The organism is Agrobacterium sp. V1 (assembly GCF_030518355.1).
Taxonomy (GTDB): Bacteria; Pseudomonadota; Alphaproteobacteria; order Rhizobiales; family Rhizobiaceae; genus Agrobacterium; species Agrobacterium cucumeris.
Window position 1 is genome coordinate 2,197,750 of record NZ_JAULSF010000001.1, and the last position, 22,259, is coordinate 2,220,008.

General features: G+C 60.1%; 20 protein-coding genes. 6 read left to right on the forward strand and 14 right to left on the reverse strand.

Annotated features, from left to right (window positions below; genetic code table 11):
* Positions 1 to 59: 59 nt before the first annotated feature.
* The 6 genes from QSV77_RS10750 to QSV77_RS10775 form a co-directional block, all read right to left on the reverse strand.
* On the reverse strand, positions 60 to 1,571 hold the full coding sequence (locus tag QSV77_RS10750) for a serine hydrolase (RefSeq protein ID WP_302733430.1): 1,512 nt from the start codon (positions 1,569 to 1,571) through the stop codon (positions 60 to 62).
* Between the two features lie 240 nt (positions 1,572 to 1,811).
* Positions 1,812 to 2,552 (reverse strand): ABC transporter ATP-binding protein, encoded by a 741-nt coding sequence (locus QSV77_RS10755; protein WP_302733431.1) that lies wholly within the window; start codon positions 2,550 to 2,552, stop codon positions 1,812 to 1,814.
* The gene (locus QSV77_RS10760) at positions 2,549 to 3,379 is read right to left on the reverse strand and encodes an ABC transporter ATP-binding protein (protein ID WP_004433197.1); all 831 of its coding nucleotides are present in this window, start codon (positions 3,377 to 3,379) and stop codon (positions 2,549 to 2,551) included. The genes QSV77_RS10755 and QSV77_RS10760 overlap by 4 nt, the downstream gene beginning before the upstream one ends.
* Positions 3,380 to 3,382: 3 nt before the next feature.
* Positions 3,383 to 4,285, reverse strand: coding sequence for a nickel transporter permease (gene nikC / locus QSV77_RS10765; RefSeq protein ID WP_302733432.1), 903 nt, complete (start codon positions 4,283 to 4,285; stop codon positions 3,383 to 3,385).
* Positions 4,282 to 5,295 (reverse strand): ABC transporter permease, encoded by a 1,014-nt coding sequence (locus tag QSV77_RS10770; RefSeq protein ID WP_065114132.1) that lies wholly within the window; start codon positions 5,293 to 5,295, stop codon positions 4,282 to 4,284. The genes nikC and QSV77_RS10770 overlap by 4 nt, the downstream gene beginning before the upstream one ends.
* 2 nt (positions 5,296 to 5,297) lie before the next feature.
* The gene (locus QSV77_RS10775) at positions 5,298 to 6,893 is read right to left on the reverse strand and encodes an ABC transporter substrate-binding protein (protein ID WP_262533898.1); all 1,596 of its coding nucleotides are present in this window, start codon (positions 6,891 to 6,893) and stop codon (positions 5,298 to 5,300) included.
* A 235-nt stretch (positions 6,894 to 7,128) separates the two neighbouring features.
* Here QSV77_RS10775 and QSV77_RS10780 point away from each other — a divergent pair, with 235 nt between their 5' ends.
* Entirely contained in the window at positions 7,129 to 8,169 is a 1,041-nt protein-coding gene (locus tag QSV77_RS10780; RefSeq protein ID WP_302733433.1) for a dipeptidase, read from the forward strand.
* A gap of 58 nt (positions 8,170 to 8,227) precedes the next feature.
* Here QSV77_RS10780 and QSV77_RS10785 read toward each other — a convergent pair whose 3' ends face one another.
* Positions 8,228 to 8,521 carry a hypothetical protein gene (locus QSV77_RS10785; protein WP_142840594.1) on the reverse strand — a complete coding sequence of 98 codons (294 nt, stop codon included), beginning with the start codon at positions 8,519 to 8,521 and terminating at the stop codon, positions 8,228 to 8,230.
* Between the two features lie 277 nt (positions 8,522 to 8,798).
* Here QSV77_RS10785 and mprF point away from each other — a divergent pair, with 277 nt between their 5' ends.
* The 3 genes from mprF (at position 8,799) to QSV77_RS10800 (ending at position 14,380) form a co-directional block, all read left to right on the forward strand.
* Positions 8,799 to 11,399, forward strand: a complete 2,601-nt coding sequence (mprF, locus tag QSV77_RS10790; RefSeq protein ID WP_302733434.1) for a bifunctional lysylphosphatidylglycerol flippase/synthetase MprF — start codon at positions 8,799 to 8,801, stop codon at positions 11,397 to 11,399.
* A complete protein-coding gene (locus QSV77_RS10795; RefSeq protein WP_302733435.1) occupies positions 11,396 to 12,766 on the forward strand; it encodes a virulence factor in 1,371 nt (456 codons plus the stop codon). The genes mprF and QSV77_RS10795 overlap by 4 nt, the downstream gene beginning before the upstream one ends.
* 285 nt (positions 12,767 to 13,051) lie before the next feature.
* On the forward strand, positions 13,052 to 14,380 hold the full coding sequence (locus tag QSV77_RS10800; protein WP_269703379.1) for a telomere resolvase: 1,329 nt from the start codon (positions 13,052 to 13,054) through the stop codon (positions 14,378 to 14,380).
* A gap of 45 nt (positions 14,381 to 14,425) precedes the next feature.
* Here the strand turns inward: QSV77_RS10800 and QSV77_RS10805 are convergent, their stop codons facing one another.
* The 7 genes from QSV77_RS10805 to graD all read right to left on the reverse strand — a co-directional run bounded on the left by QSV77_RS10805 (position 14,426) and on the right by graD (position 21,077).
* The gene (locus QSV77_RS10805; RefSeq protein WP_302733436.1) at positions 14,426 to 15,712 is read right to left on the reverse strand and encodes an aromatic acid/H+ symport family MFS transporter; all 1,287 of its coding nucleotides are present in this window, start codon (positions 15,710 to 15,712) and stop codon (positions 14,426 to 14,428) included.
* A gap of 220 nt (positions 15,713 to 15,932) precedes the next feature.
* The gene (locus tag QSV77_RS10810; RefSeq protein WP_302733437.1) at positions 15,933 to 16,268 is read right to left on the reverse strand and encodes a YciI family protein; all 336 of its coding nucleotides are present in this window, start codon (positions 16,266 to 16,268) and stop codon (positions 15,933 to 15,935) included.
* The gene (gene graB / locus QSV77_RS10815; protein ID WP_302733438.1) at positions 16,265 to 17,155 is read right to left on the reverse strand and encodes a hydroxyquinol 1,2-dioxygenase; all 891 of its coding nucleotides are present in this window, start codon (positions 17,153 to 17,155) and stop codon (positions 16,265 to 16,267) included. The genes QSV77_RS10810 and graB overlap by 4 nt, the downstream gene beginning before the upstream one ends.
* 12 nt (positions 17,156 to 17,167) lie before the next feature.
* The gene (locus QSV77_RS10820; RefSeq protein ID WP_302733439.1) at positions 17,168 to 18,223 is read right to left on the reverse strand and encodes a maleylacetate reductase; all 1,056 of its coding nucleotides are present in this window, start codon (positions 18,221 to 18,223) and stop codon (positions 17,168 to 17,170) included.
* 3 nt (positions 18,224 to 18,226) lie between these two features.
* Positions 18,227 to 19,210 carry a gamma-resorcylate decarboxylase gene (gene tsdA, locus QSV77_RS10825; RefSeq protein WP_302733440.1) on the reverse strand — a complete coding sequence of 328 codons (984 nt, stop codon included), beginning with the start codon at positions 19,208 to 19,210 and terminating at the stop codon, positions 18,227 to 18,229.
* Positions 19,211 to 19,255: 45 nt separating this feature from the next.
* Positions 19,256 to 20,485 (reverse strand): FADH(2)-dependent resorcinol hydroxylase oxygenase component, encoded by a 1,230-nt coding sequence (gene graA, locus QSV77_RS10830; protein WP_302733441.1) that lies wholly within the window; start codon positions 20,483 to 20,485, stop codon positions 19,256 to 19,258.
* 52 nt (positions 20,486 to 20,537) lie between these two features.
* On the reverse strand, positions 20,538 to 21,077 hold the full coding sequence (gene graD / locus QSV77_RS10835; RefSeq protein ID WP_142840603.1) for an FADH(2)-dependent resorcinol hydroxylase reductase component: 540 nt from the start codon (positions 21,075 to 21,077) through the stop codon (positions 20,538 to 20,540).
* A gap of 206 nt (positions 21,078 to 21,283) precedes the next feature.
* Between graD and QSV77_RS10840 the strand changes: the two genes are divergently transcribed.
* Together QSV77_RS10840 and QSV77_RS10845 are read left to right on the forward strand one after the other, a co-directional pair.
* Positions 21,284 to 21,715 carry a MarR family winged helix-turn-helix transcriptional regulator gene (locus QSV77_RS10840; RefSeq protein ID WP_142840604.1) on the forward strand — a complete coding sequence of 144 codons (432 nt, stop codon included), beginning with the start codon at positions 21,284 to 21,286 and terminating at the stop codon, positions 21,713 to 21,715.
* Between the two features lie 99 nt (positions 21,716 to 21,814).
* Complete coding sequence (locus QSV77_RS10845) at positions 21,815 to 22,204, forward strand: hypothetical protein (protein ID WP_142840605.1); 390 nt, start codon at positions 21,815 to 21,817, stop codon at positions 22,202 to 22,204.
* The last annotated feature ends 55 nt before the right edge of the window (positions 22,205 to 22,259 follow it).

Sequence of the window (22,259 nt, forward strand, 5' to 3'; positions counted from 1 at the left end):
GGTGCTAAACGGACGGCAAGAAAGGTCGCAGGACCGCCATGGTCACAATTTAACAGCGGCTAAAAGCTTCGCGAATATTCGATCATCCGCGCCCGGCTGGACACCAGCTCGATCCGGTCGTCACCCAGCCGGTTGAGGCAGACGCGCTTCGTCCAAGGCCCATCGATGAGCGTGAAAAGGAAACGGCCATTGCCGAGCGCCTTCAAGGGCATGCTGCGGCGCGTGGGGCCGATGCCCATCGTCAGTGACGAACTGCTGATCGAAAATTCCGCTCCCTCATCCGAGCGCCACAAACCCGAAAAATCGTCCGGCACGACATGCTGGCCGACCGGCAGAAAGCGGCGGGCGGCGTGGCCGGCCTCGCCGACAATGGCGGCACCATCCAGCCTGAGACGCATCGGAGAGGATGCGGAACGGGAGGAGACCCAGCCATCGGCATCTTCATAAAGCGTGTCGTCACCATCGATGAAGGTGGATGTGCTGCCCTTGATCTCCAGCCACCACGGCCCGCTTTCGGTGACATAGAGGCCTTCCGGCAGACTGGCGGCGGGTTTGGGCAAAGGCAGGCCGGTCAAAGCCGCCATGCCTTCCAGCGCGATCTTGAAGCCATTGGTATCCTCGCGGTTCGACACCACGACGAAGCCAGTGCCGTTTTCCGGATCAAGCAGAAAGTAAGTCTTGTAACCCGGATGCGAACCGCCGTGACCGACGAAACGCCTGTCACCGAGATGCGACCAGCGCAGGCCGAGGCCATATTCGCTCATCCGCCCATCGGCGAGCGGTCGTTCAGCCGAAAGCGCGTCAAGAACACCCGCGAAGCCTCCCTCGCCCCGCATCAGACCCTGCAACCAACGGGTAAGTGCTTCGGCGCTGCCCGCAAGGCTACCTGAAGCGGAGATATGCAGGCCGGCGGCCGAAAGCTGCCAGTTGTCTTCAGCTTTCCAGTAACCCGGCACCAGCCCGTCGACTGGATCGTTCCAGACATCCGGCGCCTTCAGAAACACGCCAAAGGGATCGGCAATCTGTTCCTGCACGAAATCATCGAAACGGAAACCGCGACGCTCCAGCGCCGCTTCCACCAGCCGGTAACCCGTATTGGAATAGGACACCTCGCTGCCGGCAGGAAAATTCAGCCGGGCGAGCCGCGACAGATAGTCGAGAAGCGGTTCGGCCTTCGTTTCGGTATAGACGGAAAGACCAAGCAGCGAGAGGCATTCACGCGTATCCGGCAGGCCACCGCTCATATCCAGCGCCTGTCCCACCGTGACGTCGCGGAGCGGCGGCTGCAACTCCGGCAGATGTTTGCCGAGTGGATCGTCAAGGCCGATCAGATCGGAATGCGCAAGCACCATGGCACAGAAGGCATGTTTGGTGACCGAGGCATACCGCACCACGCTCTGCGGCGTAAAGGGCGCGAAGGTCGAGAGGCTCTCGACACCGCCAGCATGGGCGAAACGGATGCCATCGAGATCAAAACCGATGACCGCCCCGCCCGGCTCATTGTCCGCCCATTGTGAGACGAAGCTCTGCGAAAGGGTTGAAGCGGCGTTCCAGTCGAATTGCTGCGACATTGTTCGATCTCGTGTCTCTATTGCAGCGTGCGAGGACAACAGTTTTGTCACCGGCATCGCCGCTTGTTTCTTCTCCCCGCCGGGGAGAAGGTGGCCCGAAGGGTCGGATGAGGGGGCAACGGTAGAGATTTACGGGAAGCTTGCCCCCTCATCCCGCTGCCGCGGACTTCTCCCCCTCGGGGAGAAGAAGCGGGCGGCACCCGCTCGATCCATGTGTAATATAGGCCGTGTGACCAGCCCTCAGGCCGGTTCTTCCAGCCGGATACTCAGGCTACGTAACTCTTCCGTATGCGGATGTTTGGTCCGGCCATCTCGCAGATCGCCGGCACTCAGCTGCTCCACCATGTCGCCATTCAGCATCACGCCAACCTGCGGGCACAGATGCGCAATGACCGCAAGATTGTGGCTGACGAGAATATAGGTGAGGTTGCGCGCCGCGCGCAGGTCCTGCAACAGGTTCAGGATTTCCGCCTGCACCGAGACATCGAGCGCCGAAGTCGGCTCATCGAGCAGCAGCACCTGCGGATCGGCGATCAGCGCACGGGCAATCGCCACGCGCTGGCGCTGGCCGCCCGAGAGCTGGTGCGGAAAACGGAACCGCACCGCCTGCGGCAGCGCCACATCGGACAGGGCCTGCTGGATGCGTTTTTCGATATTGTCCATGCCGTGCACCAGCGGCAATTCGCTGAGAATACGGTCGATGGTCTGGCGCGGATGCAGCGAGCCATAGGGATCCTGAAACACCATCTGCACCTGCCGGAAGAACTCCGGCGTCCGCTTCAGCGGTGCATCCTTGCCGGCAAAGGCGATGCGGCCTTCCCAGCTCTCGTTGAGGCCGGCCATGGCACGCAGGATGGTGGACTTGCCCGAGCCGCTTTCGCCGACGATGCCAAAGCTGCCGCCCTTTTTCACCGAAAAGGACACGCCCTTCACCACTTCGCGGTCGCCGAACTTGATACGGAGATTATCGACGTCGATCATTGGCTGGACCACGCTGCATCACGGTTGAGAACGGGAAGACGCTCGCGCGGATGCGTCAGCGAGGGAATGCAGTTCAAAAGTCCCTTTGTATAGGGATGTTCGGCTTTCAGGAGTTCGGACGCCTTCAGCTCCTCCATCACCCGGCCGGAATACATCACGGCCACGCGGTCGCAGAAATGCGAAACGAGCGGCAGGTCGTGGCTGATGAGGATGAGGCCCATGCCGCGTTCCGACACAAGCTCCTCGATAAGCCGCAGGATTTCCGCCTGCACCGTGGCGTCGAGAGCGCTGGTCGGTTCGTCGGCGATCAGCAGTTCCGGATCGGGCGCCAGCATCATGGCGATCATCACACGCTGGCCCATGCCGCCGGAAACCTCATGCGCATAGGACGAGGCGACCTGACGCGGATTGCGGATCTTCACCTGATCAAGCAGGCCGATGGCCGCTTCCATGGCGGCCCGCTTGCTGCCGCCCTTATGGGCACGCCAGGCTTCCGCGATCTGCGCACCCATGGTCTTCACCGGGTTCAGCGAATATTTCGGGTCCTGCAGAATGAAACCCGCCCGCTTGCCGCGGATCTGGCGCATCTGCCTCTCGCTGGCAGACAGTACGTCGATGCCGTCGAAGGCGAGCTTGTCAGCGCGGATATCCGCATTGGAGGGCAGAAGCTTCATCAGCGCCCGCGCCGTCAGGCTCTTGCCCGAACCGGATTCGCCGACAATGCCGAGCTTTTCAGTGCCGAGCTTCATGGAGACACCGCGCACCGCCTCGAAACGGCTGGTGCGGGTCTGGAAAGCGATCTTCAGATTTTCGATTTCGACCAGCATGGCTCAATGTCCCTTCGGGTCGAGAACGTCGCGCAAACCATCGCCAAGGAAGTTGAAGGCGAGCGAAACGAGGAAGATGGCGATGCCGGGAATGGTGGCGACCCACCATTGTTCGAAGATGAAGCGCTTGGCCGTCGCAATCATCGCACCCCATTCCGGCGAAGGCGGCTGCGCACCCATGCCGAGGAAGCCGAGGCTGGCGGCGGTGATGATGATCGAGCTCATGTCGAGCGTGATGCGCACGATAAGGCTCGGCACGCAGAGCGGCGCAATGTGACGCGCAATGATGCGCCAGGCGGAAGCGCCGGTCAGCCTATAAGCCGCGACGAAGTCGCTGCCGCGCACCGTCATGGTTTCGGCGCGGGCAAGGCGCGCATAGGGCGGCCATGCGGTGAGCGCGATGGCGAGAATGGCACTTTCAACGCCGGGCTTCAGTGCCGCGACAAAGGCGAGCGCGAGGATGAGGCGCGGAAAGGCCAGGAACACATCCGTCACCCGCATCAGCACCGTATCGACAATGCCGCCGAAATAACCGGCGATGCAGCCGATGGCGAGGCCGATGGGTGCCACGAGAACGACGACGGCAATGACCATGCCGAGCGTGACGCGGCCGCCGTAAAGAATACGCGAGAGAATGTCGCGACCCAGCTCATCCGTGCCGAACCAGTGTCCGGCGCTGGGGAATGCCAGGCGGTTGCCGAGATTCTGCGTTGCCGGATCATAGGGCGCGAGCAGCGGCGCCAGAAGCGACAGGGCGATGAACAGGACGATGATGGTCAGACCGATCACCGCCAGCGGATTGGACTTGAGGTTGAGCCAGATGCGATACCGGTTTCCCCAGGCAGCCTGTGTGCGGGAATGCGGCGTCTCATCCAGAGCCCAGTTTCTGAAATTAGCTAACATCATCGAACGCGAGGATCCATAACTCTGTAAAGCACGTCTGCGAGCAGGTTGAGGGCGACATAGATGAAGCCGATCAACAGGGTTGCTCCGACGACCGGGTTCATGTCCGCGTTCATGAGCGAGACGGTGAGGTATTGACCAAGGCCCGGCCAGCTGAAGACGGTTTCCGTCACCACCGCACCTTCGAGAAGGCCGGCATAGGTGAGCGCCAGAACCGTGACGAGCTGCACGGCGACCGTCGGGAAGGCGTGGCCCCAGATCACGGTCATGGCCGAAAGCCCCTTGGCGCGGGCGGTGATGACATATTCACCCTTCAGTGCATCGATCATGAAGGCGCGCGTCATGCGGGTGATATAGGCCATGCTGAAATAGGCGAGGATGCAGACGGGCTGCACCATATGGGCGATGGCGTCGTAAAAGGCGTCCCAGTCACCGGCAAGCAGCGTGTCGACCGTCATCAGGCCAGTGACCTGCGTGATCATGCCGTCATAGATGATGTCCTGACGGCCCGGTCCCGGTGCGACGCCGAGCGTGGCATAGAACACCAGCAACGAAATCAGCGCCAGCATGAAAACAGGCACGGAGTGACCGGCAAGGCAGACGACGCGGATCACCTGATCCGTCAGCTTGCCCTGTTTCACGGCGGCCCAGACGCCGAGCGGAATGCCGATCAGCGCGGCCAGAATAAGCGCTGCGGTGGCAAGTTCGAACGTGGCGGGGAAAACGCGCTTGATATCGATCCAGACCGGATTGCGGGTCAGGATCGAGTTGCCGAAATCGCCATGCAGGACCTGCGTGACATAGTGGAAGAACTGCACGACCAGCGGCTGGTCGAGGCCCATTTCGGCCCGCACCCGCACGATGACGTCTTCGGGCGCGTTATCGCCGACCGCCGCGATGACGGGATCGACGGGCATGACGCGCCCGATCATGAAGGTGATGACCATCAAACCGAACAGCGTCAGGAGGACGCTGCTCAGTATCGACGATATGCTTTTAACGCGCTTGTTCAATGTCACGCTTTCTTCGCATCGTGGTAGGAATTGCCCTCGGAGAGAACGCCGAGTTCGAAGCCGGAAACACCCTTGCGGAAGGCTGCCGTCTTCGTGGTCTGGAACATGAACACGAAGGGGCTGTTTTCCATGTGCTCGCGCTGCAGGGCTTCATAAAGCTCCACGCGCTTTGCCGGGTCCTTCTCGTCACGGGCGGCTTCCGCCTTGGCGGCGAAGTCGTCGTTCTTGAAACGCGAACGCCACAGGAAGGGCTTCGACTTGGCGTCGTCGCCATTGTCCTTGTTGATGTTGAAGACATCGGCATTGGAATGCGGATCGAAATAATCCGTGCCCCATGCGGAAAGCGCCATCTGGTGTTCGCGGGCGCGCATCTTGGTCAGAACCTGACGGTTTTCAGCCGATTGCAGACGCACCTTGATGCCGATATCGGCAAGGTTGGCCTGAATGGCCTGCGCCAGATCCGGGTAAGGCTGGGCGGAATAGTGATCCATGCTGATCTCGAAACCGTCGGCAAGGCCGGCTTCGGCCATCAAAGCCTTGGCCTTTTCGACATCGCGCTGGTAGGGCGTGTCGTTGACCGCACCCGGGAAACCTTCCGGCTCGAAGCTCTGGTGAACCTTGTGGGTCAGCGACACCAGGTTTTCCTGCATGCCCTTATAGTCCAGCGCCCACTTGATCGCCTGCCAGACCTGCGGCTTGGCAAGGTTCTCATTGCCCTGGTTGAGCGAGATCAGCACCAGCGAGGCGATGGACTTGCGCTCCAGCTCGATATTGGCGTCGTCCTTGACGGTACGCAGCTGCTCCGACGTCAGGTCGCGTGCAATGTCGATATCGCCCTTCTGCAGCATCAGCAGCTGCGAAGACGGATCGGTGACATGGCGCAGCACGATACGCTTGATATTGCCCTTGTAAGGACCGTTCGGGTTGACGGTGAGTGCGACGCTTTCGCTCGGCTTCCAGGCCTGCAGCATGAAATCGCCGGAACCGGCGCTGTTCTTCTGCAGCCAGCCATTGCCGAGGTCTTCGCCCGACGCATTGGCAAGAACCGCCTTCTTTTCGACGATCGCACCGATATTGGCGGAGAGGCAATAAAGCAGGAAGGAGATGGCGGTCGGCTTTGCCGTCGTCAGCTTCACCGTCTTGTCGTCGGCGGCAACGATGGTCGTCTCGGCATTCTCAGGCGTGAAGCCGAACTGGCTGATGATGAAGGCCGGGCTCTTGTTCATCTTGATGGCGCGCTGCAGCGAGAACGCAACATCTTCCGCGGTCACTTTCTCACCGCTCGCGAATGTCGCTTCGTCACCGATCACGAAGGTGAAGACCTTGCTGTCCGCATCGGCTTCCCAGGATTTCGCGATAACCGGATCAACCTTGGTGGAATCCTCACGGTTGGCGCGCACCAGCTTCTGATACATGTTGGAGATGATTTCACCGCCGACGGCTTCGAAACCTTCATGCGGGTCAAGGCTCGTCATATTGTCCAGCTGCTGCGCGACGACAAGAATGTCCTTCGGTGTCGCGGCAAATGCCGGAATGCGCGCATAGGACAGGAACGGAACGGCGGCGCCGGCAATCAACAGGTTGCGTCTTGAAATCATCGAAAATCCCCTTTCGGACCTTATTTTTCGGAAAACGGTGGGTTTGCCCCAATCCAGTCATTTTTTTTATGTTTTCCCGCGATTAACACGAGCAAACGAGGCCCGACCAATTCCAAATTTGGCAGAGCCTATGCACGGATTGCATTTGCTCCCGCCTTGACCTTTCCTCTACCAATTCTCAAAAGTCTGAATAGGCGCGCATCCGCGCCCTCCCCCTATCCGAAGGTGAATGACCATGACCGATGAAAAAACCGTACCCGTCTTCGACGGCCACAACGATGTGCTTCTGCGGTTATGGCGGTCGGGCAATGCCTCTCCCGAGACCCTGCTCATCGAGGGTGACACGGTTGGCCACATCGACCTGCCACGCGCCAGGAAGGGTGGGCTGGCCGGCGGCCTCTGCGCCATCTACGTGCCGTCGCCAAGCATGGAGAAGGACACCAACGGCGATTTTTCGACACCGGCAGAAGCCGACGCGCTGAAGGCGACGCTCGCCATGGCCGGCCTGCTGTTCCGCGCCGAGAAACAATCCGCCGGCGCACTGAAGGTTTGCCGCACCGCCGCCGATATCCGCAGCGCCATGGCATCGGGCGCTTTTGCCTCGGTCTTCCATATCGAGGGCGCGGAAGCGATCGGCGCTGATCTGGATGCGCTGCACGTGCTCTACGAAGCGGGCCTTCGCACGCTCGGACCAGTCTGGAGCCGCCCGAACATTTTCGCCTATGGCGTTCCCTTCCGGTTCCCCTCGACGCCGGATATCGGCCCCGGCCTCACCGATGCCGGCAAGCGGCTGGTGAAGACCTGCAACGAACTGAAGATCATGGTCGACCTGTCGCACATGAACGAGCAGGGTTTCTGGGACATCGCCAGGATTTCAGACGCACCGCTCGTCGCCTCGCATTCCAACGCCTATGCGCTGTGTAACCACAGCCGCAACCTGACGGATCGCCAGCTGGATGCCATCCGCGACACGGGTGGTCTTGCCGGCATCAATTTCGGCGTTTTGTTCCTGCGCCAGGACGGCGTGAAGAACCCGGATACCGATCTTGGCGAACTTGTCCGCCATGTCGACTATATCGTCAACCGCATCGGCATCGATCACGTGGCCCTCGGTTCGGATTTCGACGGCACCACCATTCCCGCCGCCATGAAGGATGCGGGCGATCTGCAATTGCTGGTCGAAGCCCTGCGCAACGGCGGCTACGACAACGAGGCGCTTGCCAAGATCTGCCACCGCAACTGGGTCCGCGTGCTGGAAAAAACCTGGGGCGCATAAGGCTCAGCGTAAAATCCATCTCCGGCGCGGAACGCCGGAGATATGAAGCGGCAGGCCCTTAAGCCTTTGCCGCTTTTTTCTTGCCGCTCGCCCGGAAGGCCAGAAGCCCGGCAACCACACCGATCATCGCCCATTTCATCGGCAATACATCCGCCGTTTCACTACGGATCGGCAACACGGTCACTGTGCCCGGGCGGGACTCATAACCCATCTGCCCTTTTGCCTTGGCCTCCGCAATCTGCTGCGGCGAAACGACCCATTCGGCACCGCGCATCTTGTCCACTGCCATGTATCCGCCGCCCGCCACGAGGGCGACGACGAGCGAAAGCGCTATTCTTGTGGGCGTGTTCATCTGCATCTCCTTCAATCAAAAGGAGCGTGTAATGGCATCAAACGCCACCACCAAGCAACCGCAGCGCTTAATTTGATATTTTTCGGAACAATCCGGCAAATCATGCATTTCATAGTTGCATTTCTGCCTTTAGGATTGGCGAAAATCCACCGACGAGCGGGCCAAACTCTACATCGACACTTCATGCTTTTCTGCTAATCACATTTCCTCAACCGAAACGAATTAGCGACACATTCCTGTGGTTCGCCAAGCTGGGAATGGGCGCTGGATAAAGCAAATGGCAGACAAGAGCGAAATCACACAAACAGATGTCGCGGAATCCGCGGTTGAAAGCTTCATTGCCCGAAACCGCCCCTATCTGACCGCGATCGCCATCACGCTCGTCTTCGTGATGATGACCTTCGCCATCTATCACCTGACCTCCGAAGTGCGTTATGACGACGTCATCGACGCGCTGACGCAGACCTCGGCTTCGGCGGTTCTGCTTGCCATTTTCTTCACTGCGCTCAGCTTTCTGGCGCTGATACTCTACGACGCCAATGCGATCGAATATATCGGCCGCAAATTGCCGCTGCCGCCCATGGCGGCGACAGCTTTTGCCGCTTATGCGATCGGCAATACTGCCGGTTTCGGCCCCTTGAGCGGTGGCGCCATCCGCTTTCGCGCCTATTCGCGGCTTGGGCTGTCGCCCGGTGAAATCGCCCGCGTCATCGCCTTTGTCACGCTGTCCTTCGGGCTTGGCCTGCTTTCGGTCAGCGCCATCTCCACCTTCATCGTCGCACCACGCATCGCCGCCATCATCGGCGTTGATGCGCTGATCCTCAGAGGGGCGGCGCTCGCCGTCATCGCCGTTCTCGTGGTGGCCGCCTATATCGGGCGCAACGGCCGCACGATCCGTCTCGGCGCATGGCGTCTTCGCCTTCCCGACAGCCGCACATCGTCGCGTCAGTTCCTCGTCTCGGCTTTCGATATCGCCGCCTCCGCTTCCGTGCTTTACGTGCTGCTGCCCGACACGCATCTCGGCTGGCCGACATTTTTCGCCATCTACGCCACTGCCGTCGGCCTTGGCGTCCTCAGCCATGTGCCGGCCGGTCTTGGCGTCTTTGAAACCGTGATGGTCGCAGGGCTTGGCAACGCCATCAGCGTCGACCAGCTGCTCGGCAGCCTTGTTCTATACCGCGTGATCTATCACGTCCTGCCGCTGGTGGTCGCCATTCTGGTGATGCTGGTCTCGGAGATGAAGCAGTTCGCCGCAAAGCCTGTCGTCTCCGATATCAGCCAGCTTGCCGTGCGGCTCGCACCGCCGCTGCTATCCACCTTCGCGATGATCCTCGGTACCATGCTGATCTTCTCGAGCGTGACGCCGACGCCCGACAGCAATCTGGATTTCCTTTCCAATTTCGTGCCGCTGCCGATCATCGAAGCCGCGCATTTTCTCACCAGCATTCTCGGCCTTGTGCTCGTCGTCGCCTCACGTGGCCTCGGCCAGCGGCTTGATGGAGCCTGGTGGATTGCGCTGGTCGCCGCCTCGCTGGCGCTGGTTCTCTCCATCCTCAAGGCCATCGCCGTCTTTGAAGCCGCTATCCTCGGCGTCTTCATCATCGCACTCGCCGCCAATATGCGCAGCTTCAACCGCCATGCCTCATTGGTGAAGCAGGCGCTGGGGCCAAGCTGGCTCGCCGCCATGGCCGTCATCGTCGCCGGCGCGGCAACCATCCTGCTCTTTGTCTATCGCGATACGGATTACAGTCAGACCCTGTGGTGGCAGTTCGAATTCTCCGAAGAAGCGCCACGCGGTTTGCGCGCCCTTCTCGGTCTCGTGCTCGCCTCATCCACCATCGCCATCTTCAGCCTCATGCGGCCGGTGGCCTACAGGCCGGATGCGATCGAGCCCGAAGACGTGGTAAACGCAACCGGCATCGTCATGAAACAGGACGCCGCCGACGCAAACCTTGTGCGCATGGGCGACAAACACGTGATGTTCTCCGAGAGCGGCAACGCCTTCATCATGTACGGCATTCAGGGCCGTTCCTGGATCGCTTTTGCCGATCCGGTTGGCGACGAGGAGGATTTTCCCGATCTCGTCTGGCAATTTGTGGAAGCCGCCCGTTCGGCGGGCGCACGCGCCGCCTTTTATCAGATTTCGCCTTTCCTGCTCTCCCATTGCGCCGATGCCGGCCTGCGCGCCTTCAAGCTCGGCGAACTGGCACTGGTCGACCTCACCACATTCGAACTGAAGGGCGGCAAGCTCGCCACCCTTCGCCAGTCGCTGAGCCGCGGCGCACGCGACGGGCTGACCTTCGAGGTTGTCGAACAATCGCAGGTGCCGGATATTCTCGATGAATTGAAACAGGTCTCCGATGGCTGGCTTGCGCATCACAATACGCGGGAAAAACGCTTCTCGCTCGGTGCTTTCGAACCGGACTACATCCTGTCCCAGCCCGTTGCCATTCTTCGCAAAGATGGAAAGATCACCGCCTTCGCCAATCTGATGGTGACGGAAACGAAAAAGGAAGCCACCGTCGATCTCATGCGCTTTTCGGCGGATGCGCCGCGCGGCGCGATGGATTTCCTCTTCGTCAGTATCATGCAATATCTGCGTGAGGCGGGTTATGAGAGCTTCAATCTCGGCATGGCGCCCATGTCCGGCATGTCGAAGCGCGATGCGGCACCCGTCTGGGATCGCATTGGCAGCACGCTGTTCGAACACGGCGAACGTTTCTACAACTTCAAGGGCCTTCGTGCATTCAAGACGAAGTTCCACCCGAAATGGGAACCGCGTTACCTTGCCGTTCAGAACGGCGCAGACGCCGCGCTGGCGCTGATGGACGCAACGGTTCTGATCAGCGGCGGCGTCAGAGGAGTGATCGGAAAATGAGAAAATCCACCATGATGAAGGCGGTCATCGCCGCTTCCGCCCTGTTCGCCTCTACCTCCGTTTTTGCGCAGGACAAGCCAGCCTATGAGACCGGCATGATCCCGGCCGAGCACATCATGGTACCGGACGGCGATATTCTCGCCAGCGTCTTCCTGATTTCCGACGCGGACGGCTGGACCAATGCCGACGAAGAGCGCGCCAAGGCGCTGGTTGCAAAGGGTGCCGCCGTGGTTGGCATCGACTTCAAGGAATATCTGAAGGCGCTCGAAGCCGATGACGACGAGTGCATTTACATGATCTCTGACGTCGAGTCGCTGTCGCAGCAGATCCAGCGCACCGCCGGCACCAGCAGCTATCGCCAGCCCATTCTCACCGGCATCGGCAAGGGCGGAACGCTGGCGCTGGCGATGATCGCGCAAAGCCCGGTCTCCACCGTCCGCGACGCCATCGCCGTCGACCCCAAAGCGGGCCTGCCGCTCGAGAAGATACTCTGCACGCCCGCCACCAAGGACAAGGTGGATGGCGAAACGGTCTATGGCCTGACCGACGGTCCGCTGCCGGCGCCCGTCAGCGTGCTGTTTACGCCCGCTGCGGACCAGAAGGGCCGCGACCACGTCAACGCACTCGTCAAGCTGCATCCCGATATCGACGTGACTGACGTGGATGACAAGGCGGACGAAATCCTGACACAGACCCTGTCCGACCAGATCGACGCCGCCGGCGACACCGACAGCCCGCTCGGCCTGCCGATCAAGGTTCTCGAAACAAGCCCTGTCATGGACACCATGGCGGTGATCTATTCCGGCGACGGCGGCTGGCGCGATCTCGACGAGGAAGTGGGCGGTGCGCTGCAAAAACAGGGCATTCCCGTGATCGGCGTCGACGCCCTGCGGTATTTCTGGAAAGAAAAGCAGCCACAGGAAGTGGCAAGCGACCTTGGCCGCATCATCGACACCTATCGCAAGCAATGGAAGGTTCGCAACGTCGTGCTGATCGGCTATTCCTTCGGTGCCGACATCATTCCTGCAACCTACAATCTTCTGCCGGAACGCGCGAAATCCCACGTCGTGCAGCTCTCGCTGCTGGGCCTGTCGACGGAAGTGGATTTCGAAATCTCCGTTCAGGGCTGGCTTGGCGTGGCTGGCGAAGGCAAGGGTGGCAAGACGGTGGATGACATCGCCAAGATCGATCCGAAGCTGGTACAGTGCGTATATGGCACGGAGGAGGAGGATGAAGACCCCTGCCCCGGCCTGAAGGCGAAGGGTGTGGAAACCATCGCCATTGAAGGCGGCCACCATTTCGACGAAGACTATGAGGCACTCGCAAAGCGGATTGTGACATCGCTGAAGACGCGGCTGCCCAAATAGAGTATTTTGACCTGAGGGGCTTCGGGAGAATTTCCGAAGCTCCGAACATGAATTTGCAGGCTCCCTCCCCGGAAACATCATCTCCCGCAGCCTTCAGCCCCGGTTGAATGACCGGCGGCAGTTCGAAACCCGTCTTCGATCGCCACCCACGCTTGCGGAATCGATTAAATTATTATTCAAAAGAACCCGGCCGGCGGCGAATGTTCATGGCGTTTCCTCAACCATGCTTCTGTTGATTGCCAACCATGGATTTTATATTTTCGGACCGGTTCAGGGAGCCGCCGCATGCCCGCCTTAAAGCGCAAGACAAAAACACCCGTCCTCGTGGAACGCATCGACCAGTTCGTCGCCGGCGTCAGAGAAGCGATGAAAAGCAGCGACGCTGTGCGGAACAAGAAAATCCGCGATCTGTGGGATGCTGAAGTCCGCTACCACTTCGACAATGGCCGCACTGAAAAGACGCTCGAACTCTATATCATGAAATATCGGTATGCGCTGAAGGCCGAGTTCGGCCCAAAGAGCACACCGCTTGCCATCTGCAACATGAAAAAACTGCGTGAACGGCTGAATACCTATATCGAGCGGGCCGACTATCCGAAAACCGGCGTGGCGACATCCATCGTCGAAAAAATCGAGCGGGCGGAATTCAACACTGCCGGCCGCAAGCCCACGGTTCTTCTGCGCATCGCGGACTTCATTGCAGCAATGAACGGCGTGGCCAAAAAAGAGGAAATGCAGGCACTCTGGAATGCTGAACTCAGCATCATGAAGGACAGGGCGCAGACGACGATCATCTCCTACATCACCAAATACCGCAATGCGATCCGCGAAGCCTTCGGTGATGATCACCCGATGCTGAAGATCGCGACCGGCGATGCCGCGATGTATGACGACGCCCGCAAGGTCAAGATGGAAAAGATCGCCAACAAGCATGGCGCGCTGATCACATTCGAAAACTACCGGCAGGTTCTGAAGATCTGCGCCGATTGCCTGCAGTCAGCCGATCCGCTGATGATCGGCATAGGCCTGATCGGCATGACGGGACGGCGTCCTTACGAGGTCTTTACCCAGGCCGAGTTTTCCCCCGCCCCCTATGGCAAGGGCGTTTCCAAATGGAGCATCCTGTTCAACGGCCAGGCCAAGACCAAACAGGGCGAAGGAACGAAATTCGGCATCACCTACGAAATCCCGGTTCTTGCCCGCTCCGCCACCATTCTCTCCGCCTATGAACGCCTGCGCGCAAGCGGCCAGGGAAAACTGTGGCACGGCATGTCGATCGACGATTTTTCGTCAGAAACCCGTCTGCTGCTCCGGGACACGGTTTTTAACCTGTTCGAGGATTTCTGGCCGAAGGAAGAGCTTCCCAAGCCCTATGGCCTACGGCACCTCTATGCCGAGGTGGCGTATCACAATTTCGCACCGCCCCACGTCACCAAGAACAGCTATTTCGCCGCCATTCTGGGGCACAACAACAACGACCTCGAAACCTCGTTGTCCTATATGACCTATACGCTGCCCGAAGATCGCGACGATGCGCTGGCCCGCGCCAAGCGCACGAATGAGCGGACATTGCAGCAAATGGAAAGCATCGCACCGGTTTCCCGTAAGGCATAGTGCGCGAGCCGCGGATTTCAGTCCCGCGGCTCGCCGTTTCTACCATCAAACCCGCTCATCACCCGATGTGCGGTAAAGCAGGGTCAACACGGTCAGCAACAAGCCGGTCAACGCGACCGAGCCGAAAATGTAGAAATTCCATTCCGGCGCGAGACCGCGTTGCAAAACGAGGCCGCCGATCATTGGCCCGGCAATGCCGCCCAGCCTCCCCACCGCCAGCGAAAAGCCGAGACCCGTGCCGCGAATATGAACAGGATAAAGCCGGCCGACCAGAACATTGGCAAGGATCTGGGTTCCGATCGTTCCGGCACCGGCAAGCGCGACGAAGACATAGAGCAGCGGCCCCTTGTTCACCGTCAAAGCCCAGATAGAGGTGGCACCGATGGCAAATAGCACCGCGACGACCACCTTGACGTTGCCCTTATCGGCAAACCGCCCGCCAATGAGGATGCCGATCGCGGCCCCGACATTGAGCATGATCGAGAAACTGAGCGCCGAGCTGATATCATAACCCATCTTGTTCATGATGGTCGGCAGCCAGTTGACCATGCCGAAAGTCAGAAGCAGCGAGCAGAAGTGAATGCCCCAGGCATTCAACGTCGAAAGCAACCGGCCTTCCGAAAACAGCGCACCGACGCCACCCTTTTGAATTTTCGCATGCGGCACGATGCGTTGCAGACCGTAGCTGTCGCAAATGCCGTCTGCCTCCGCCTGTCGGCCTTTGCTTGCCAGCCATTCCGGCGATTCCGGCAGGAACCGCATGAATATCGGCAGAAGAATAAGTGGCAGACCACCGATCAGCATCAAAGGTCGCCAGCCATAGCTCTCCAGCAGGAGAATACCCATCAGACCGGAAATGATGCCGCCGATGAGATAGCCGAGGAAAGACAGGGAATTGGCCTGCGCCCTGCGGTGCGGCGGCGAGAATTCGAGCACCAGCGCGGTCACTGTCGGCAAAAGCGCCCCCAGGCCGAGACCGGCAAGGAAGCGCGTGATTTCAAAAGCCAGAAAGTTCGGCGTCATGGCCGAAGCAATCATCATCGATGAAAACCCGGCAAGGCTGATGAGCACGACCTTGCGGCGGCCGATACGGTCCGCCATGGTGCCGGCAAACAGCGCGCCGAGCAGCATGCCCACCAGCGTCAGCGCCGCAGCGCGACCGACCATGGCAGGGTTGAGCGCCCAAGCGCCCTCTTTCAGCAGCGCCGGCGCAACCGCGCCGTAAACGACCAGATCGTATCCGTCGAACATGATCATCAGACCACATGTCGCGATGACGCCAGCCGGGTTTTTCGTCCGCACCGAGGCGGCGCTCATATAATTCGTGGACATCTTCCTCCCTTTCACGCCTGAACGCGCTATCCGGAATGGATTGCGTCTCCCGTTCCCGGCGATAGCTCCGCGAGTGCCCGGCCTGGTCCACCCTGATATGTGTCCCGCTCCTGTCAAGACACATATCGCCGATATCACCCGTCTCCGATTAAACATTGCATTTGCAAAAATTGCAAATGCAATGTTTATGATTGTCAGGCCCCAGGACCCGACAGAAATGTCAGTCAGGCTTCAGCCCGGAAAACCTCGATAGTGTTGGCGTCCAGTGCAGAATACGAACGCTCCTATAGACGCCGTGAACGACAAACGGATCGGCAGCGCTAAAGGCAATCATATCTTCAATGCAATGGGCTTCGGCAATGACGAGTGCGGCAGATGACCCGCCGCTTTCCGCCTGCATGGGGCCGGATGCCAGAATTCTGAACCCCACGGGCGCGGTCTCCTCACTGCGCAAATAGGCCTTGTGCGCCTCCATCTGCGCCGTCCGCTGCTCCAGGGCGGCGGGGTCGCTTTCGGCAAAGCGAACATAGAGACCTGTCCGGTTGCCCGTGCTCATCGGGCAAGCACGAAATCATGGTTCACCGACCAGAACCACTCGCCGATGAAATCCAGTTGCCGGGCCTTTTCCGCATCCTCCACCCGCTGGAAGTCGGCCAGCAGGCTCTCCTTCACACCGAACACCGCATCCGAACGGATATAGGGATCATCCGGATCGAAAATATGCGTGACAAGCGTGGTAAAGCCTTCTGCCGAAACGATATAATGCAGATGCGCCGGCCGGTAGGGATGACGCCCCATGGCCCGCAGCAATCGCCCGACCGGGCCGTCATCCGGGATCGGATAATATTTCGGCTTCGTCGCCCGAAACCAGTAGCGCCCGTCCTCGCCGGTAACGAACACACCGCGCAGATTGAAGTCCGGCTGAATGCCCTTCTGCTGCACGTCGTAGAAACCTTCATCATTGGCCTGCCAGACATCGATGCGCGCGCCGGCAACCGGTGCGCCTTCGGTATCGAGAATGCGGCCAGTCACCACCATATCCTCGCCCTTGCCATCGAGGCAGATATTAGCGCCCATCGGCATTTCCGGCGCATCAGCCACATGGAAAGGCCCGAGAACGGTGGATTCCGACGCGCCGCTCGGTTTGCGGTGGTTGATGGCGTCAACCAGCATAGAAACGCCAAGAATATCGGAAAACAGGATCCACTCCTGCCGCCATTCATTGCAGATCTGGCCGACCTCGGTGAGAAAATGGATAGCTTTCATCCACTCCTCCTCGGTCGGTTCGATTTCCTTCACCGCCTCATGCAGCTTGCGGGTAACGACCGCCATGATCTCCTTCAGGCGCGGATCGTCACAGTCGCGCATGCGGGCAATCACCGTCTCCGCCGAACGCTCCTCGATGAAATAGCCATCATCGCTGGTCATCTTCGTATCCGTCATGTCTTCCTCCCATCACTCCGGCCGCGCGCCATCAAAGGCGCGCTGCAACAGGTCGCGGATCGCGGTTTTTTCGATTGGCCGCGGGCACCAATAGGGATTGGCCGTCGCAAGCTCGGCCATTGGATCGAGATCACCCTGCTGCACACCAAGCGCTGCAAGGCTCACTGGCGCACCGAGCCGGGCGGCAAAGTCGAAAAGCCCAGCCCCAGCCCGGCCGCCAACCAGTGCGGCAAGCGGCGCGAGCAGATCAGGCACCGCCTGCTCCACATAGGCAACGGTGTGCGGCAAAAGCACCGCATGGGTTTCGGCATGTGGCAGATCGAGACTGCCGCCCAGCGTGTGGCAAAGCTTGTGATGCAACGACATGCCGACGGCGCCTAGCACCGTGCCGCACAGCCAAGCGCCATAAAGTGCCGTCTCGCGCGCCGTAATATCCTGCGGCTCGGCCTTCACACGGGCAAGCGCCTCGACCATTGCCCGCAATCCCTCCACCGCCATCAGGCTGGCGATGGGATTGCGATCCCGAGCATAGAGCGCCTCAGCCGCATGGGCCATGGCGTTCAGTCCGCTTGTCATGCTGATGACCACAGGCAAACCGAGTGTCAGCTCCGCATCGTAGATCACGACCTCAGGCAGAATTTCCGGCCCGCGCATGGTGGTCTTCACCCCGTTTTCCGTCTGGCCAAGAATGGGCGTCACCTCGGAACCGGCATAGGTGGTGGGAATGACGATCTGCGCCGCATCGGTGCGCAGCGCAATCGCCTTGCCGAGACCGGTGGTCGAGCCGCCGCCGAGCGCCACAACACAATCCGCATTGGCGGCGCGGTAGTCTTCGACCGCCCTCTTCGTCACCTCAACCGGCGTGTGCATGGCAGCCTCGGAGAAGGTACCAACAGCAAGACGGCCAAGCCGGTCGGCCAGCGCTTCCGCATCGCCCTTCTGCTGTGGCGTGGAAAGCACCAGCGCCCGCGACAGGCCAAGGCGGCGGATTTCCTCCGCCACCCCTGTCGAGCTGCCCGCTCCGAAGACGATGCGGGCAGGAGCTGCCATGTAGACGAAGGGCTGCATGGCTCAGGCCCCGTCGAGCTTGAACAGGCGGCGGGCATTGGTGCGGCCGATCTTCACCCGATCGGCTTCCGCAATACTCGTCGCGTTGAACCAGTCGGAGGCATGGTCGATATTCTCGAACGGCCAGTCGGTGGAAAACAGGATGCGGTCGGCACCGATTTCCAGAATGGCGTCGATCAGCGTCTGGGTGCGGAAATTGCCCGACGTCGTGATGTGGAAATTCTCGTTGAAATAATCCACGAGACGGCGCTTGGCCGGATAACGCGGTGGCAGCTTCACCCAGGCATTGCGGTGGTCGATGCGCCACATCATGTAGGGCAGCCCTTCACCCATATGGCCAAGAATGATGTTGAGGCGCGGATGTTCGTCAAACAGGCCCGACGCCATGAGACGCAGCGCATGAACAGCCGTTTCCTGCGCAAAGGCCCACGTCGGACCAAGCAGCCAGGGATGGCCGTCATAGATGCGCGAATCCTGCGGCAGCGGATTGCGCGGATGCAGGTAAAACGGCACGTCGAGCTTTTCGACCGCTCCCCAGAAGGGGCGATATTGCGGCAGGTCGTAATAAAGCGGCGTCTGGCCGTCGCCCTCCTGGCTGAAACCGTTGACGAGCGCACCGACGAAACCGAGATCGTTGACGCAGCGCTGAAGTTCCTCCGTCGCCGCATCCGGGTCCTGCAAAGGCAGGGCGGCGAAGCCAAGGAAACGATCCGGCCGCTTGGCGCATTCTTCGGCAAGCACATCATTGGCGCGCCGCGCAATCTCGATCGCCTTGTTCTTGTCCGGAATAGCCTGCACCGCCGGCGCATTCAGCGACAGGATCATGGTTTCGATGCCATGCGCATCCATCAGCTTCAGGCGCGTATCCTGAATGTCGAGCAAGCGGTGCTGCAGCTCCTTCCAGTAGTCGCCGGGTACGAAACCGGCCGAATCCTGAAGTGTTTCCGGGATTGCGAAATGCTCCTCGAGAGCGACCTTGCCTTGCATGTTGTTTCCTCCGAAATTGCTGTTCACGTGCCGCTTGATGCGCGGTCAATACTGGCCCTTGGGTTCCAGCCCGAGCATGCTCTGGCCGATCATGGTGCCCACGGCATCCCAGTTCATGCTGATGTGGCGGCCAACTGCATTGGCATCGCGCCAGGCCCGCTGCACAGGATTGGCAAGATCGAGCCCGACGCCGCCAGTGGAATCGTTCAGCGCCTGCACGGCGCGCAGCGCCAGCGACACCGCAAAGGCCTGGCCACGACGGCTCAAAAGGCGGTCATCTACGCTGAATTCCGCCCGGCCTTCGATCCGGGCCTGCGCCAGCACCTGTGCGCGCGCCACATCGCGCAGCAGGATTTCGCAGGCCGCATCCACGCTTGCCGCCGCTTCGGCAACACGCAGCTGAATGGTCGGAAATTCGGCCATGCGGTTGTTGCCACCGGCCACCGCACCGCGCGTCACCCGGCCACCGACATGGTCGACATAAGCGACAAGCGCACCCTTGGCCGCACCAACACCGGCGGCCGCGAGACAGGAAGGAATGCCGGTCAGAAGCGGCATGTTGAACAGGCCTTCCCCGGCATAATATTGCCCGCCGGGCGTCTTGCCGCTCGTGGCGTCCGGGAAGGTCAGAACCCGATGCTTGGGGACGAAGACATCATCGAGAACCAGCGTCTTGGAGCCGGTGCCGGCCAGCCCCACCACATGCCAGGTATCTTCAATGACATATTGGCTGGCGGGAACGAGCAGGAAAGCGGGAACCGGCCTGCCCTCACCCTGCGGCGGCAGAATGGCGGCGCAGAGCGACCATTGCGCATTTTCGCAACCCGAAGCGAAGGCCCATTTGCCGCTGAGGCGATAACCGCCCTCGGCGACGTCAGCCATTTTCACCGGTGCGTAGGAACCACATAGCAGCGCGTCAGGATTTTCACCCCAGACATCGGCCTGCGCCTCTTCCGGAAACATCGCCAGCAGCCATTGATGGGCGGAAAGCAGGCCAGCCACCCAGCCAGTCGACGCACAGGCAGCCGAAAGCTCGATATTGGCCTCGACCAGTTCAGCGAATTCACCGCCCTTTCCGCCAAAGGCGCGGGGTTTGACGATGTCGAAATAACCGATACCACGCAGCGCCTCGATATGGCTGGCGGGAACGCGCCGCGCCTCTTCCGTCTGGCGGGCGCTCGCCCGGAAAAGATCGGCTATGCCGGCAACGCGGCCGGTGAGGTGAACACGCGGGGTCGTTTGCGCCGGCTGCGGCGCATGGCTCATATCGTTCATGATTGTCTCCTTCGGAAAGGTACTTGGCCGGTGGCTGACAGGCCGGGAAATATCAGGCTGGCAGACTTGCCGGACTTGCGGCGCAATATTGGGCGTTTTCGTAAAGCAGCGGTCGTGTCGTCTCGCTGACATCGGCCGAAACCACCTGCCCTATGAACACGGTATGCGTTCCATAGGGCATCGCTGCAACGCGGCGGCAGGCGATGGCCGCATGGGCCGTGGGCAGATAAAGGACGCCGTTTTCGTGGCGTTGCCAGTCACCATTGCCGAAGCGCTCCTCCGGCGAGACCTTGCCGCTGAACGCATCCGAAAGCGCGATCTGATCCTGGGTCAGCACATTGACAATGAAATCCGGCCGGCACAGCAGCAATTCATGCAGCAAGGTGCGGTTGTTCAAGCAAACCAGAAGAGAGGGCGGCTCCATCGAGACTGACGTGACGGCCGTCACGGTCATGCCATGATCACGCTGATCGCCGGAAGCACAGGCAGTGATAACCGTCACGGTTGCTGGAAAACGGCGCATCGTCGTGCGAAAAGTCTGGCCGACGCCTTCCGGTGCAAGGTTGCTCAGGCCGAACAGTGCTGATGTCATGAGATCCTCCCAAATCCTGCATTCTTATTTATTTGCGTTTGCAATATTTGTCAATGCAAATGTTTTTTGTCATTTCAGGCAGCGATGTAGTCGCGCATTCCCCGGTCTTCTGGAGCGAAGCTATTGAAACGGATGGATTGTGCCGGTACAGCCGATAGGCGCACATCAGCATCTGCGCAGATGGTTCTCAAACGGGGATTTGCTTCGTGTCTTATCAGTTCACCGACTCGGTACCCTACCTGCTCAACTGGGTGGGCGTTCGGCTTGGCGAACGTTTTTCGCTGAGACTGGCCTCCTATGACATCACTCTGCCGATGTACCGCGTGCTGGCGACACTGAGACAGCAGGAGAGCAAGACGCTGACCGAGCTTTCGGACATGGTGTCGGTGGAGATTTCCACACTGTCCCGGCTGGTGGGGCTGATGGTCCGGCGCAACCTTGTCAGCCGCGAACGACCGGCCGACAATGCCCGCATCGTGCGCATCACGCTGACGACAAAAGGCAAGGAATTGGCCGACGAGCTGATGCCCATCGCGGCGATGTTCGAAAAAACCGCGATCGAAGGTCTCGATCCCAATGAGGTAAAGCTTTTCAAAAGCATCCTGCGGCATATCGGCCGCAATATTGCCGGCCTCTGACACCGGCACCCCGCTCGCCTTGCGATCTTTACGTGCAATGTACTTGCAATGACCGGTTCCTATCCCTGCGGAAATCCACCGCAGCTGAAAGGAATTCCCATGTCCGACAGATCGTCACTTGCAGTCCCGGCAGCGATCATTCTCATCGCCGCCGTATCGGCAGTGCTCACCGCCTGCGCCTCGACGGTCATGAAAAGCTATATTGGCGCGCCTATCACCAGCGTGATGCTGGATTACGGACCGCCGGACAATATTTACAGCATGGGTCCCGGTCAGCAGGCTTACCAGTGGCGGAAGAACAAGACACAGGTCGTTGCCGGATCATCCAGCGGTGAAGTGCGGTCGACCCGGCATGGCGAACGTTACGAAGTGTCGGAGACACCGGGTTATGTCGAACGCATCGATTGTTTCTATACATTCTACACCCGCAATTCCGGGAGCGAGTGGTATGTGACGAGCTTCCGGCAGCCTTCGCTTGAATGCGAATGATCGTTTCGGGATTTCAGATCTCCCCCGGCCCCGCCCGTTTCGCGCCATGCGCTGT